The organism is Mesorhizobium sp. WSM4813, assembly GCF_055811555.1.
The window spans coordinates 20,935-34,796 of record NZ_JBVVQU010000014.1 but is presented as its reverse complement, the minus strand read 5'-3'; the positions used below and the strand labels follow the sequence as shown (position 1 = coordinate 34,796).

Sequence of the window (13,862 nt, the reverse complement as noted above, 5' to 3'; positions counted from 1 at the left end):
AAACGAAGCCGGCCGCCAGTGCCCCAACACAACGTACCGACTTCGAGAAATTTCAGGCCGTTACAGTATGAGTTTCTAATGTGTCGACTGTCAATTCGCCCGTAGCCTTTGCCTTACATTGAATGTGAAAGCGGCCAGGGCAAACAGCAACAAGATCAGCAGCCCGTTAATGCGTCTTTGGCTGGAAGAAACGATGGCTTGATTGGAAATCGGCACATGGACATCAATAGCTCCGCGTGCGTCGATCGCCAGCGCGTCGAGGATGCGCCCGCGCGGATCGACGACAGCGGAGATGCCGTTATTGGCTGCGCGCAACAAGGGCACCCCGTTCTCCACGGCACGAATCTGCGCTTGCCTGAAATGCTGGTATGGACCCGGCGTATCACCGAACCACGCGTCGTTCGTGACATTCACAATAAGCTCGGCTGACGATGCGTCAACCGCCACCAGATCGGGAAAGATGACTTCATAGCAAATGAACGGAAGCACGCGGATACCGTCGGGCAGCGCGATCGGATGCCGCTCATTGCCCGCCGCGTAGGTTGTCGGCCCGGCGACGAGCTGTTTGAGCCCGAAGCGGCCAAGCAAGTCGGCAAAAGGCAGATATTCGCCAAAGGGCACCAGATGAACCTTGTCGACGGCATCGGCGATTTCACCCTTGTCATCGATCGCCACCACCGAATTGTAGTACCGCCTGTCGGCATCTGCCGCCGAGCCGCCCTCCTCCCGGACGACGCCGGCGATCAGCATCTGGCCCTCGCCAAGCATCTCCCCCAGCGCGGTCAGCGCATCGGGACGTTCGGCGAAAAAAAACGGCACGGAGGTTTCTGGCCACAGGATCAATTGCGGCTTGTCATGACCAGTCTCTGGGCCAGTCCCTGGGCCGGCCTCCGGCGCCTTGGCCGAAAGCCCCATCAGCGTAGCGAAGATCCGGTCGGGCACCGAAGCGTCCCATTTCTCGCTGAGGTCGACGGACGGCTGCACGATGCGGACGTGGAGGTGGCGCTCCGCCGGCTGCTCGGGAACAGCAAGCCTGATATAGCCGAAGCCGACATGGGCCACGACGAGAACGGCAAGCAGTGCAGCCCCCAGGCGGACATGCCGGCGCGCCGCAAGCAGGGCCGGCAATGCAAAGACGAAGACCGCCAGCGCGTTCATGCCGACCATGCCGGTCACCGACGCGCTCTGCATAAGCAAGGGCACCGGCATCGCCGCGTAGCCGACGGCATTCCAGGGAAAGCCGGTGAACAGAAAGTCGCGCAGCCATTCCGCCAGGCCAAAGCCGAAGGCAAGGGCAGCGACGCGGCCGATGTCGTTGCTCCACAGCAGCCGGGCAACCGCTGTCGCGAAGCCGTAGAAAAAGGCGAGCGCCAGCGGAATTCCGACCACTGCGAAGGGAAGCGCCCAGGCGAAACTGTCGGCCTCGACCAGAAGTGCCGAGCCGATCCACCACAGGCCGGCGAGAAAATAGCCGAAGCCGAACCACCAGCCGATGGCGAAGGCCGGCCGCAAACGCCGGAACCAGCCATCGGAAACTTCGCCGGTCGCGCCGTCAAGGAGCCAGACCAGCAGCGGAAACGAAATAAAACAGACGGCGAAGAAATCATAAGGCGCTTGGGCAAGAACCGCCAGCGCGCCGGCAAGAAACGCCACAAGCGCGCGACGCCAACCCCATAGCAGAATTATCCGACCGGCCAGGCGCTTCATCAATGCTTCCGAGTCGTGCGAATCACGGCAGAAGATTTATCAGGCCGCAGTCTGCGCTCCAAACGCTACCGCTTCAGCCAGCCTGCGGATTGAATTTCGGCGATCGACTCCTTGCGGACGTCCGACAATGGTCGTTTTTGGCTCACAGTCTGGATAGGTGAACGACGACTCAAGCTTCAACTCTCTAAGGTCTGCTGGATAGGTGGGGCGACTGACGCCGGCAAGAACAATTGTCGCACAGGCATCGCGTGCCGGTATATCACTAGGATGCGCGTGATAGAAATGCGTTCAGCCGCTCCAGGACGAGATCCGGGGCTTCGAGCTGCGGTAGGTGACCGACGCCAGGCAGCGTTTCGAACGATGCCTGCGGGATCAGCGCATGAAGCGCTTCGCCTCGCTCCAGCGGGATCCATGGATCGTCCTTGCCCCAGATTATCTTTACCGGACACCGAATTTCCCCGAACGCCGGCTCGGCTTCGGCGGTATATTTTTCGTCGGCTTGCGCGAATTGCCGATAGAAGCTTCCTCGTCCTTCCTCGGCAAGCCACGGCTCGACAAGTTTTTCGAAATCTCCGGAATCGATGTCATTTGCGATCGCTCCTTTGATATATGCCTCCACGACCGCCCTGTGGATATGCGGCGGCAGGCCCAGAAAGGCATCCACATGGCGACCGACATGATCGAAGAACTCCGATCCCAAGGGCGCATGGCGACGACATTCATCAGGACATACCGCTCGAAGTCGCAGCCATGCAGCAAATGCGCCCGTAGCGTCGTCGCTCCGCCAAAATCATGGGCAACGACCATAGGCTGCTCAAGGTCTCAATGCGCAAGCATCTCAGCGAATACTTCTCCTTGCACATCGAGTGAGGTGCGCTGCTCCGCGGCTTTGGCGGATCGCCCGTATCCGGGCATATCGTACCAATGAACACGATACCGCCTTGCAAGGTCTGGAATAATCCGATGCCATGAGAATGAAGACCACGGCCAGCCGTGAGCCAGCACGAGCGCAGGCCCCCTGCCAAATCGACCCGCTGCCACAGCACCCGCAGACGTTTCCACGGTCTCATCGACTTTCCACGACATCAGATATTCTCCCAGAGCACCGGCCCCCCCACCCATTACTGAAACTCAGACGAGATGTTATCAGTGCCAGCCTTCGATCTGCAGATCGCCCAGCCGCACAGCCTCGTCGCGTGGAGCGGAGCGTCACCGAACCGCATCTCGGAATGGACCAGCCTGCCGTGAGCGTCGCTGACCACCATGCTCGGCTCGAAGCCGAAAGCCTTTTCAAGCCAGATCAATGCGGCGCGCGGATCCTTTAGAATATACCTTGAGTCCAAGGTGCTTGAACGGATCCTCGACCGTCATCGGGCGAGCGGCGTCTATCAAGCCTGCTCGGCGCGGACGGCGCGCCGGCGGCGCTCGCCCTTCTGGGTCTCCATGATGCGCACGCGCTTGACGCGGCGCGGATCGGCGTCGAGCACATGGAATTCGAAGCCAGGAATGGCCTGCACCACTTCGCCGCGGGCCGGAACCCGGCCAAGCGTGTTGAAGATCATGCCGCCGATCGTGTCGACATATTCGCCATGCTCGCCGGCGGCGAAATCCTCGCCGATCATCTTGGCGACATCGTCGATCTCGGCCTTGCCGTCGACGACGAACACGCCCTCGCCGGTCTGGGTGATCATCGGCTCGTCCTCGTCATGCTCGTCCTCGATGTCGCCGACCACCATCTCGACGATATCCTCGAGCGAGACCAGACCGTCGGTGCCGCCATATTCGTCGATGACCAGCGCCATCTGGGTACGCATCGCCTGCATCCGCCCCATGAGATCGGAGGCGAGCATCGACGGCGGCACGAAAAGCACCGGGCGGATCAGGGTCAGGTCGCCTATGGTGCGCGTGAGATCGACCTTGGCGAGATCGAGAAGCGTGGCGGCGGCGGTTTTCCTGGTCGTCCTGCCCTTTCTGACGCGGGCGATCTTGGTGATGTGCGCAAGCACGTCGCGGATGTGGACCATGCCGCGCGGGTCGTCGAGCGTCTCCGAATAGACCGGCATGCGGGAATGGCCGGACTGCTCGAACAGCCCCAGAAGATCGCCCAGGTTCGTCGTGATCTCGACCGCCTCGATGTCGGCGCGCGGCACCATGACGTCCTCGACGCGCACCTCGCGCAAGCGCAGGATGTTGTTGAGCATGGCCCGTTCGCCGGGCGAAAAGGCGCCGGCATCGCTCGCCGTTTCGGCAAGCGCGTCGGCGATCTCCTCGCGCAGGCTGGTGCCGTTGCGTTGCCTGAACAGGCCGAGCACGCGATCGAACAGGGAAGGACCGGCAGGCGATGGCTCGCTGGCGAAGCTACCGGTCGTGGTACTCGGACTAGAGCCCTCTTCCGTCTGTTCGGATGGCTTGGTTGCACTGCCGGCGTCTGGGCGGGCGGCAGTCTCAGGTTTGTCGTTCATCGTCGTCCGGTCATTTGATCTTTTTAGTTACGCGTAGGGATCGGGAATGGCAAGCCTCGCAAGTGCTGCGCGTTCAACGGCTTCCATTTCCTCGGCCTCGGCGTCGGTCTCGTGATCGTAGCCCAGCAAATGCAGCAGGCCGTGGATGACGAGATGGATGATATGGTTCTCGACAGGTTTGTCTTCCAGTGCGGCTTCCCGCGCGACCGTCTCGGCGGCTAGCACGATGTCGCCCATCATGGGCGGCAGCGGATCCCCCTTGGCAAGCGGAAAAGCCGGGAAAGACAGGACGTTGGTCGGTTTGTCCTTGCCGCGCCAACCCGCATTGAGACTGCGGATATGGGCATCGTCAGAAAAAACGATGCTGAGTTCGGAACGGCCGGCTACGCCGATTTCGGCAAACGCAGCGGCAACGGCGCGATCGACTAGCCGCGTCAGCGCAGCCTCTTCCGGCCAGTCGCCCGCTTCGACCGCTATATCGATGTCGACGGGAACCGAAAGATCCCCGCCTACAGACTTTTTGTCCTCAGCCATGCGGCCGCATCATCGTGTTTCTTGTTTAAGCATCGGATTGTCCCAAAACCGGTTCCCACTTTTGGGTCCGATGCTCTAGCTTTCGGCGCCCAGGCCTCTCGCCAGCTTGCCGTCGCGGTCGTAAGCCTTGACGATCTCGGCGACCAGCGGATGCCTGACGACGTCGCCTTCGTTGAAGCGCACCGTCACCATGCCGGTGACGCCGTCGAGGATCCTAAGCGCCTCGACCAGACCGGATTTGGTGTTTTGCGGCAGATCGATCTGGGTCGGATCGCCGGTGACGATCATGCGAGAATTCTCGCCGAGACGGGTCAGGAACATCTTCATCTGCATCGGCGTGGTGTTCTGCGCCTCATCGAGGATGACGGCGGCGTGCGCCAGCGTGCGGCCGCGCATGAAAGCCAGCGGCGCGATCTCGATCACCTCGGCGGCAATCGCCCGCTCGACCTTGTCGGCCGGCATCATCTCGTAAAGCGCGTCGTAGAGCGGCCGCAGATAGGGATCGACCTTCTCCTTCATATCGCCGGGCAGGAAGCCAAGCCGCTCGCCGGCCTCGACGGCCGGCCGCGACAGCACGATGCGCTCGACCATGCCACGTTCGAGCAGCATCGCCGCATGCGCCACCGCCAGGAAGGTTTTTCCCGTGCCAGCCGGGCCGATGCCGAAGACGAGTTCGGACCGCTCCAGCGCGCGCATATAGGCGTCTTGGTTGAGCGAACGGGCATAGATCGTCTTCTTGCGCGTCGATATCTGGGCGGCGGACACCTTGCCCTTGCGCTCCAGCGTCGGCAGCGTCAGCTGGTCGTCGGCGGCGATCGCCATGCGAACGGCGCCGTCGACGTCCGACTGGCCGATGTCAGCGCCTTTCTGGAGAATGCCGTAGAGGTTATCCAGGGCGCGGCGCGCCTGCTCGGCGGCCGAGGCAGAGCCCTTGATGGTCAGTTGGTTGCCTCGCGAGCGGATATCGACGCCAAGCTTCTGCTCAAGCCTGGCCAGATTCTCGTCGAACTGGCCATAAAGGGCGCTGGCAAGCTTGTTGTTGTCGAAAGTCAGAACGATGTGCGCCATATCCGAAGCCCCCGAAGGTAGGTTCTGGGGCAGGTTCTTCACTTCCGCAGCGCTCAACCGTCTCTCCTCATCTGCCGAGACCTTCAGGCCAATTCGGCGAACAGGCTGTTGTAACCCGTCTTCGTGATTCGTACCTGGATAATCTCACCGATTTCGCCGGACTTTTCATCAACAATAACCGGCTGCAGCCACGGCGAGCGGCCGACCTTCTGGCCGGCTTGGCGGCCCGGCTTCTCGATCAGCGTGTCGATGATGCTGCCGACCAGGCTCGCGCCGAAATCCTGCTGCTGCTTCAGCAGCAGCGCCTGCAGTCGCTGCAGGCGCTCGTCCTTGAGGGCTTCCGGCACATGATCGGCCATCTCGGCGCCCGGCGTGCCGGGGCGCGGCGAATATTTGAACGAGAACGCCGAGGCATAGTTCACCCGGCGGACAAGGTCCATCGTCGCCTCGAAATCCGCATCCGTCTCGCCGGGAAAGCCGACAATGAAGTCGCCCGAAAGCGCGATATCGCTCCGTGCGGCGCGGATACGGTCGAGCAGCGTCAGATAGTCCCTTGCCGTATGCCTGCGGTTCATTGCCTTGAGTATGCGGTCGGAGCCGGATTGCACAGGCAAATGCAGATAGGGCATCAGCGCCGGCAAGTCACGATGAGCGGCGATCAATTCGTCGTCCATGTCGCGCGGATGGCTGGTGGTGTAGCGCAACCGCGCCAGCCCGGGAATCTCGGCCAGCCGGAACAGCAGGCGGCCAAGACCCCATTCCTCGCCGTTTTCACCTTCGCCATGCCAGGCATTGACGTTCTGGCCAAGCAGCGTCACCTCGCGCACGCCGGCTTGCGCCAGCCGCTCGGCCTCGGCGACGATCTGCGCCACCGACCGCGACACTTCCGAGCCTCGGGTATAGGGCACGACGCAGAAGGTGCAGAACTTGTCGCAGCCCTCCTGAACGGTCAGGAACGCGGTGACGCCGCGCCTGATGATCTCGGCGCTTTTCGGCTGCGGCAGATGCTCGAACTTGTCCTCGATGGCGTAGTCGGTCTCGACGATCTTTTCGCCGCCGCGCACCCGTGCCAGCACGTCGGGCAGCCGGTGATAGGTCTGCGGGCCGATGACGAGATCGACCGCCGGCGAGCGGCGGATGATCTCGGAGCCCTCGGCCTGCGCCACGCAGCCGGCGACACCGACCAGCATCTCGCGGCCGGCCCGAGCCCGTTCGGCCTTTATCTCACGAATGCGGCCGAGTTCGGAATAGACCTTCTCGGCCGCCTTCTCGCGGATATGGCAGGTGTTGAGCAGCACCAGATCGGCTTCGCCGATGGTATCCGTCGCCACATAGCCGTCAGCGGCCAGCGCGTCGGTCATGCGCTGCGAATCGTAGACATTCATCTGGCAGCCATAGGTCTTGACGAAGACCTTCCTGCTCGCGGCAGGCGACGCGACCGCAGTTTCGGCCGCAGTATCGATGTCGTCCCGTTCTATCGTATTCAATTCCATCCGGCGGCTTCTAACGCCTTTTGGTGACAAAAAACAGACGATTCTGGCCGGAGCTTTCCGGCTTACCGGCTCGGGCGCGGATCGGCGAGCGCCGCTTGCGCCATATCGCGCACCTGACTTTCCATCAGCCTTGCCGTTTCCTTGCGGTTGGAGCCCTTGGAAAACGCGACCGGCTCGCCGAAATGCACTTCGACATCGAGCCCGCCCTCTGCCATCAGAACCTTGAGATGCGGCATCAAATCCTCGTCACCGATCCAGGCGGCAATCGGCCGGTGCCTGCGGCCGAGCGGCACGCCATGCAGGCGCGTATAGACGATCGCCACCGGCTGGATGAAGACCTTTTCGGCCGCCCCTTCCGAAATCGCCATCGAGGCGGCGCCGAACAGTGTGCTCTTGAACGGCAGGATCATGTTGCCATCGCTGGTCGAACCTTCGGCAAACAGCACCATGGCGTCGCCCTTGGCCATGCGGCTGGCGATCTCGCTCGCCTGGTCGCCCGACGAGCGCTTGCGCTCGCGCTCGATGAAGACGGTGCGCTGCAGCTTCGACAACATGCCGATCAATGGCCAGCCGGCCATATCGGCCCGGGCGATGAACTTCACATCGACCATCGACCCCAGCACCATGATGTCGGTCCAGGAGATGTGGTTCGATGCGATCAATAGAGGACGCTGGCTGGACAGGGACCCCTTGACATGGATACGCATGCCCAGCGCCCGGATGATGAGCCGGTGCCAGATCTTCAGGATGAAAGTCTCGCGCCAGAGCCCGGACTTCATCGACAGGATCTGCAACGGCACGAGGATCAACGATCCTACGACAACCAGGCCCAGTGCCAGGAAAATCCTGATTTTTCCGATCATCCGCTCTTTGGCCCTGTCCTACTTGTGGCTAGAGCGACGCGTCCAATTGGACGCACAAAGTGCGCTCTAGCATCTTGAATCTGCGCATCGTGCTTTCCGAAAATCGGTTCCGATTTTCGGGGCCGAAGCGCTAGCGAAGATCGCGGCGCATGACAAGCGCTCCGGTCGGGCCGTGCTCCGGCGATCTGTAATAGTTGGCGCGTTTGCCGACCTCGCGGAATCCCAGCCGCCGGTAGAGCGCGATCGCGGCGACGTTGGTCTCGTCGACCTCGAGGAAAAGCGCCTCGGCGCGTTGTGCATGCAGTTCGCGCAGCACCGCGTCCATCAATTGCCAGCCAAGGCCCTGGCGCCGATGGGAGCGCGCCACCGCGACGGTCAGGATCTCGCCTTCGCCGGCAGCAAGCCGCGCCAGCACGAAGCCGACCGGCGGCTTGGCACCCTGTCCGGTCTCACGCGCGGCATAGCCGAACACCGTGTCCTGCTCGAGCAATGCGGCGAATTCGTCGTCGGTCCACGGCCGCATGAAATCCTCGCGATGCAGCACCGACATGGCCGCGCTGTCGGCGATCGTCAGCGGCTCGAGCGCAAAGTCCCTGCGGCGCGGCTGGAGGAAAGGAATGCGCATCAGTTTTTTTGCCTTGATAGAATAAACCCGGCCTGGGGCTTGGCGTCCGCCCCGCGCAGATAGAGCGGTTTCGGCTTTTCGCCTTCACCCGTTTTACCGGCACCTTGGGCGGCATAAACGGCGATGTCGGCCGTGGCACTTGTCGGGCCGATGTCGAAGGCGCGCCCAGCCGACACGGCGATTTGCGTGGCGGCTGTGCCGGCCAGAACCGGAGAACTGTCCGCCGCGATAGTGGCGGCTTGCGAAAGCGTGGTCACGGCCGGACCATAGCGCAGAACCGACACTTCGTCGTAAAGCGCGGCGTGGATCTCCTCGCGGCCGGCGTCAAGCGCGGCCAGCACGGCGCGGCGGGGAAACGTCGCTCTCGCTTGCGCCGCCAGCGCTTCCAGCGTCGTCACCCCGATTGCCGGGATTTTCAGCGCCAGCGCCAGGCCTCGCGCCGCCGAGACGCCGACGCGCAGTCCGGTGAAGGAGCCCGGGCCGGTGGAGACGGCGATGGCGCCGAGGCCGGCATAGTCGGTCCCGCCGGCCTTCAACGCCCCCTCGATAACGGCCATCAAATGCTCGGCATGGCCTTTGCCTAGATCGAGCACCGAGCGGCCGAGCTCCTTCCCGGCCGCCGTATCGTAGACACAGGCGGCGCAGAGATTGGCGGCACAGTCGATGGCAAGCAACTTCATGAGACGGCCGGTTGGAGCACCCGCTTGGGCACAGGGATTCGAAAAACAATTTCCCTGTGCCTGCCATGGCTCATCCCCGCAAGGGGATAATGCACAAATCGTTTGGCGGCTTCGCTTCGCCCTCTCGCCTGAAGGCGGCAACTTCTAACGGACGTAGCCGGTAGGGAACCGGTGCCGGAAGCACTTATCCGACCTGCTCGATGCGCAGCATGTGATTGTCCCAGACATAGTCCGGTTCGGACCGTGTCGCGCCGCCCGCTTCGAGGATTTCGCCAGTGCCGGTCGTTGCCAGGAAGCTCGTCCCGTCGGGCGCCACGCCGCAGACCTCGGCCAATGCATTGGTGGCGACGATCCGGCCGCTGGCCGCATCGATCACCGCAAGCGAGTTGCCTTCCGGCGAGGACACCGCGACGGTGCCTGCGGCGGGGTTGGCGGCGACCGAGCCGATATAGTTCCTGAAGCCGGAGAGCACGTCTTGCGGCATGTCAAGCAGGTGCAATTCCTTGCCGCGCGCGGCGCGGCCGACCAGCAGCGGACGATCGCTGCAAGGCCCCCTGTACTGGCAGCCGAACCAGACCGTGCCGGATTTATCGGTATCCATATGACGGATCGAAAGCTGGTGCAGCGCCGCCGGCAATTCGTGCTTTTCGACGAGGTCGCCGGTGATGCGGTCGACCAGAACATAGGATGGCTTCATCGTCGCGATGTTGAGCTCGGCACGGCCGTAATCCGGATGCGTCTCGATGCCGCCATTGGCGACGGCAATCGTCCTGCCGTCGCCGAGCAGCAGAAGCTCGTGCGGGCCCATGCCATAGGTCGGGAACTCGCCGATGCGCTTGAATTTCGCACGCGCGTCATAGACGCCGACCACGCCTGCGGCATTGTCGAAATCGTTCTCGGTGGCGTAGAGCAGCGCACCGGCGGCCGAAAACACACCGTGGCCGAAGAAATGCCGTCCACTGACGCTGGCAATGGTCAGCGGCATGTCGCGGCCTGTGTGGTCGAAGACCACCGCGAAGGTGCCGGGCTGCCTGGCAAAGACCACGGAGCGCTTCGACACCGGATCGAAGGTGACGTCGTGACCGCGGCCGGGCAGGTCGATAGCATGCAGGACCATGCCGGCCTCGGACAGGATCGCCGCGCCATAGCTGCCGTCGCGCTTGACGAAAGCGGTGGCGAAGACGGCGTCGGCGGCGAGCGTCTTCGCCCATGCGGACGGCGCCATCGCCGCAGCAAAGCCAACGCCTGCGGCCCTGAGGAAATCACGACGATCGATAAAAGGAGTTTTCAACAGACGGTCCTCTCGGACACGGTCTCATTCCTCGACACGGTGATTTTGACAGATCGGACGGCTTCTTGGCGCCCAGCATCCATCGATCGTTTGAATGGATCATCCCAGGCGTTCGGGATTGGCCGAAGCCTCCCCAACTTCGTCATCCTTGGGCGGAGCAGGAGCGAAGCTCCGTCGCGGAGACCCAAGGATCCATGCCGTAATCTCAGCCGAAGAGTACGGCGGAGCAGAATTCTGCACCTAAGCAACGTTCTGAGGTCACGGCTTGGATCCTGGGGTCTGCGCCGCGTCGCTGCGCTCCTTGCTCCGCCCCAGGATGACGAAGCGATGGGCGTTTCGGCCAATCTCCAAAGTGTGCGATCCGTCAACGCAAGCGCGTCCGGCCTGTCAAAACTTCCTCGCCGAGTAACTCGCCCCAAAAGTCGACGCCGTTTCGAGATCATGCTCAATCCCCATCGAGCGACGAGAAACCGGCGGTCAGGCCGAATTCGGCGGTCAGCCTGGTGCCGAACAGGGTCGACAGGCTGGATGTCACCAGCAAGAAGTGGTCGAGCTTCTGGCGCAGCGCCGGATCGGCGAGTGCCTTATCGATCGGACCTCTGATGGCCGTGGCGTCGGCAGCGCCGTTGACGAGCTGAATGTGGATCGATTCCGCCATCCAGCGCGCGTCGGGCGACAGCGCGTCGCCAAGCTGCGAGGCCTGGAACAGCGCGTCCATGCCTGCAAGATTTCCGGTCAGCGAACGCGCGGTGTTTTGTGAGCGCCAGTAGATCGCCTGTTTCGGCTTGTCGGCCTGCGGACTACTGCCCAGAAAGCCTTTCAGGCGCACGTCACGGACCATTTCCAGTTCGTTGATGAAGACGCCGACCAGTTCGGTGACCGCTTCGGTGCCGTCGCGGTAGAGCGCGTTTTGCGGCCCCGGATTGGCCCAAAGCGCGGCAAAACCGTCAGGCTTGTTCCAGGCCTCTCTGACCTCGGCAGCAATCGTTTTGATGTTGCCGGCGACGGCCGCGCCGTAAGCGCAACGATAGGGATCGTCCTTGCCGGCGAGCCGCTCGGCGCCATCGCCGTAGAGCACGAATTCGAGCGCGCCGAGCCCTTGCATGGCGACGCTCTTTGTCGCCAGCTGGGCCGGATCGGCGGCGGTCTGATCTTTACTGGCCAGCACCGCCTGCACCTGCCTCAGGCCGATGCTCTTGCGGTCCGGCCAGAACAGCATGCGCTCCAGCCGGTTGTTCTCGGTTATCGGTCCGGTGCGGATGATTTCGACGACCGACCAGGCATCCACGATGCCGGAGAATTCGGCGCGCGCCGCATCGAGATGGTCCTGCGAGGGGGCGTCGCAAAGCGTGCGCAATGCCTTGATCAGGCTGTCAGCATGGTCATGCAGGCGGGCATAGGCTGGGCGGACAAAGCCGTCGATCGCCCGCTGGATCACGTCGGAAGCCTTCACCGCGGCGGACGCCGGCAATGCGCCAGCGAGGACCAGCGGGAGAACCAGGACAAGCGCAAGACGGTTCGACATCACAACGACTCCAGGAATTTGACCAATGCGTCGCGATCGGCCGCATCGGCGGCGGCAAAGCGGTCGCGCGCCTTCTCCCCCTCGCCGCCATGCCACAGTATCGCCTCGCTCAGGGTGCGCGCCCGCCCGTCGTGCAGGAAGAAGCTGTTGCCGTTGACGGTCTGGGTAAGACCGATGCCCCACAGCGGCGGCGTGCGCCATTCGCTGCCGGTAGCCTCGCCCACCGCTTGCCCGTCGGCGAGACCCGGTCCCATGTCATGCAGCAGAAAATCAGAATAGGGCCAGATCAACTGGAAGGCCTGCGCCTTGTTTGGCGTGTCGCGACGGGTGACGAATTTCGGCGTATGGCAGGAAATGCAGCCCATGTCGTAGAACAGCTTCTTGCCGGCCAGCACATCGGGCCTGTCGAGATCGCGCCGCGCCGGCACGGCCAGGTTTTGCGAATAGAAGGTGACGAGATCCACGACCGGCGGCGGCGCCTCAACCGGGCCAAGGCGCTCCTGGACGCCGTTCGGCATGGCAAGACATGCCTTTTCGGCCCCGCTGCAATCGCCCCAGTGGTTCGGCACTTCCGGCGTCGAAATGCCGATGTCGCCGGCGAATGCGTCCGCCGCTTGCTGTCGGATCGATGGCGTCTGCGCCTTCCAGCCGAAGCGGCCGAGCGTCAGTTCGCCGCTCTGGCCGTCGCGCACGACGTTGGGCTTGCCGGAAATGCCGTCACTGTTGCGATCGTCCGGATCGGCATGGGCGAGAATGTCCGCCGGGGCGATCTGCTCGACCAGGCCGAGGCCGATCATCGGCGGTGTCAAGCGCGGCGAAAGCGTGGTCTGCGGATCGAGCGGCCCGTTGGCAAGGTCGTCAACCGAATAGCTCGGCTTGCGCAGCGAAATCACGGTGCCGTCCGACAGCGTGACTTTCTGCTCCTGGTAGTCGACACGCATCCTGCCTTCGCCCAGAAGGCCCGGAACGGCCAATTCCTGCAACTGCGAGCCGTAGACCGGATCGGGGAAGTTGAGCACCTTGCGGGCGGCCAGGGCTGCTTTCTCCTCCTCGGTGTTCGCCAGCCGCGCCAGCCGCAGGAACATCGAGGTGGTACCGCTGTCGGCTTCCGGCGGACGACCGCGACCGTCCTTCAGATGGCAATTCTGGCACGCCCGCTCGTTGAACAGCGGACCAAGCCCATCCGATGCCTGCGTCGATGAGGGCGACGATACCCAGTTCTTGCGAAAAAGGGCATTGCCGAGCTTGAAGGTGCCTTCTTCCTCGAAAGTGATATTGGCGGAAGATTGCGAGAAAGCGTCCTTGTTGGCATCTTTCCGTGACGTGCCGGCGCCGCCCTGCATCGGCTCGAACTGCTCAGGCTTGGAAAAATCCCTGGTCGGCCTGGTGATGGCGATGACGCGCGCCAGATCCTTCGGCGTCAGATCGGTACGGCCAGTGGCGAGGCCCGCTGGTTCGGACGCGCCGGCCAGCGCCGAGGCCGTAAGTGCGATCAATACGGCAAGCGAAAGCCCGCGAAGGCAGCTGTATCGCGGGTTTTGCTGGGACGGCAGGCCGCAATCCTCGGCCCGCCGCAAGCGGCGCAAGAAATCTAAGGGGCGCCGCATTCCCGCA

At 63.1% G+C, this 13,862-nt stretch carries 13 protein-coding genes; all 13 read right to left on the bottom strand.

Annotated features, from left to right (window positions below; genetic code table 11):
• Positions 1-90 precede the first annotated feature (90 nt).
• The gene (gene lnt / locus AC0L25_RS10350) at positions 91-1,707 is read right to left on the bottom strand and encodes an apolipoprotein N-acyltransferase (protein WP_473595392.1); all 1,617 of its coding nucleotides are present in this window, start codon (positions 1,705-1,707) and stop codon (positions 91-93) included.
• 262 nt (positions 1,708-1,969) lie between these two features.
• On the bottom strand, positions 1,970-2,455 hold the full coding sequence (locus AC0L25_RS10345; RefSeq protein ID WP_473595458.1) for an alpha/beta fold hydrolase: 486 nt from the start codon (positions 2,453-2,455) through the stop codon (positions 1,970-1,972).
• 74 nt (positions 2,456-2,529) lie between these two features.
• Positions 2,530-2,793 carry an alpha/beta fold hydrolase gene (locus AC0L25_RS10340; RefSeq protein WP_473595391.1) on the bottom strand — a complete coding sequence of 88 codons (264 nt, stop codon included), beginning with the start codon at positions 2,791-2,793 and terminating at the stop codon, positions 2,530-2,532.
• A gap of 302 nt (positions 2,794-3,095) precedes the next feature.
• Positions 3,096-4,169, bottom strand: a complete 1,074-nt coding sequence (locus AC0L25_RS10335; protein WP_473595390.1) for a hemolysin family protein — start codon at positions 4,167-4,169, stop codon at positions 3,096-3,098.
• 27 nt (positions 4,170-4,196) lie between these two features.
• On the bottom strand, positions 4,197-4,703 hold the full coding sequence (ybeY, locus tag AC0L25_RS10330) for an rRNA maturation RNase YbeY (RefSeq protein ID WP_473595389.1): 507 nt from the start codon (positions 4,701-4,703) through the stop codon (positions 4,197-4,199).
• Between the two features lie 75 nt (positions 4,704-4,778).
• Entirely contained in the window at positions 4,779-5,771 is a 993-nt protein-coding gene (locus AC0L25_RS10325; RefSeq protein WP_473595457.1) for a PhoH family protein, read from the bottom strand.
• Between the two features lie 83 nt (positions 5,772-5,854).
• A complete protein-coding gene (miaB, locus tag AC0L25_RS10320; RefSeq protein WP_473595388.1) occupies positions 5,855-7,264 on the bottom strand; it encodes a tRNA (N6-isopentenyl adenosine(37)-C2)-methylthiotransferase MiaB in 1,410 nt (469 codons plus the stop codon).
• A gap of 62 nt (positions 7,265-7,326) precedes the next feature.
• Positions 7,327-8,127 carry a lyso-ornithine lipid O-acyltransferase gene (gene olsA, locus AC0L25_RS10315; RefSeq protein ID WP_473595387.1) on the bottom strand — a complete coding sequence of 267 codons (801 nt, stop codon included), beginning with the start codon at positions 8,125-8,127 and terminating at the stop codon, positions 7,327-7,329.
• A gap of 130 nt (positions 8,128-8,257) precedes the next feature.
• Positions 8,258-8,752, bottom strand: a complete 495-nt coding sequence (rimI, locus tag AC0L25_RS10310) for a ribosomal protein S18-alanine N-acetyltransferase (protein WP_473595386.1) — start codon at positions 8,750-8,752, stop codon at positions 8,258-8,260.
• On the bottom strand, positions 8,752-9,432 hold the full coding sequence (gene tsaB, locus AC0L25_RS10305) for a tRNA (adenosine(37)-N6)-threonylcarbamoyltransferase complex dimerization subunit type 1 TsaB (RefSeq protein WP_473595385.1): 681 nt from the start codon (positions 9,430-9,432) through the stop codon (positions 8,752-8,754). Before tsaB ends, rimI begins: the two co-directional genes overlap by 1 nt.
• Positions 9,433-9,616: 184 nt before the next feature.
• Entirely contained in the window at positions 9,617-10,723 is a 1,107-nt protein-coding gene (locus AC0L25_RS10300; RefSeq protein ID WP_473595384.1) for a DUF1513 domain-containing protein, read from the bottom strand.
• 445 nt (positions 10,724-11,168) lie between these two features.
• On the bottom strand, positions 11,169-12,248 hold the full coding sequence (locus AC0L25_RS10295) for an imelysin family protein (protein ID WP_473595383.1): 1,080 nt from the start codon (positions 12,246-12,248) through the stop codon (positions 11,169-11,171).
• Complete coding sequence (locus AC0L25_RS10290) at positions 12,248-13,855, bottom strand: di-heme oxidoreductase family protein (RefSeq protein WP_473595382.1); 1,608 nt, start codon at positions 13,853-13,855, stop codon at positions 12,248-12,250. The genes AC0L25_RS10295 and AC0L25_RS10290 overlap by 1 nt, the downstream gene beginning before the upstream one ends.
• Positions 13,856-13,862 lie beyond the last annotated feature (7 nt).

What these genes read in the sequence shown, in the direction of transcription:
- ybeY (WP_473595389.1), bottom strand. Translation starts at nt 4,703, where the DNA reads ATGGCTGAGGACAAAAAGTCTGTAGGCGGGGATCTTTCGGTTCCCGTC.
- AC0L25_RS10335 (WP_473595390.1), bottom strand. Translation starts at nt 4,169, where the DNA reads ATGAACGACAAACCTGAGACTGCCGCCCGCCCAGACGCCGGCAGTGCA.
- miaB (WP_473595388.1), bottom strand. Translation starts at nt 7,264, where the DNA reads ATGGAATTGAATACGATAGAACGGGACGACATCGATACTGCGGCCGAA.
- AC0L25_RS10290 (WP_473595382.1), bottom strand. Translation starts at nt 13,855, where the DNA reads ATGCGGCGCCCCTTAGATTTCTTGCGCCGCTTGCGGCGGGCCGAGGAT.
- AC0L25_RS10295 (WP_473595383.1), bottom strand. Translation starts at nt 12,248, where the DNA reads ATGTCGAACCGTCTTGCGCTTGTCCTGGTTCTCCCGCTGGTCCTCGCT.
- olsA (WP_473595387.1), bottom strand. Translation starts at nt 8,127, where the DNA reads ATGATCGGAAAAATCAGGATTTTCCTGGCACTGGGCCTGGTTGTCGTA.
- AC0L25_RS10325 (WP_473595457.1), bottom strand. Translation starts at nt 5,771, where the DNA reads ATGGCGCACATCGTTCTGACTTTCGACAACAACAAGCTTGCCAGCGCC.
- lnt (WP_473595392.1), bottom strand. Translation starts at nt 1,707, where the DNA reads ATGAAGCGCCTGGCCGGTCGGATAATTCTGCTATGGGGTTGGCGTCGC.
- rimI (WP_473595386.1), bottom strand. Translation starts at nt 8,752, where the DNA reads ATGCGCATTCCTTTCCTCCAGCCGCGCCGCAGGGACTTTGCGCTCGAG.
- AC0L25_RS10340 (WP_473595391.1), bottom strand. Translation starts at nt 2,793, where the DNA reads ATGTCGTGGAAAGTCGATGAGACCGTGGAAACGTCTGCGGGTGCTGTG.
- tsaB (WP_473595385.1), bottom strand. Translation starts at nt 9,432, where the DNA reads ATGAAGTTGCTTGCCATCGACTGTGCCGCCAATCTCTGCGCCGCCTGT.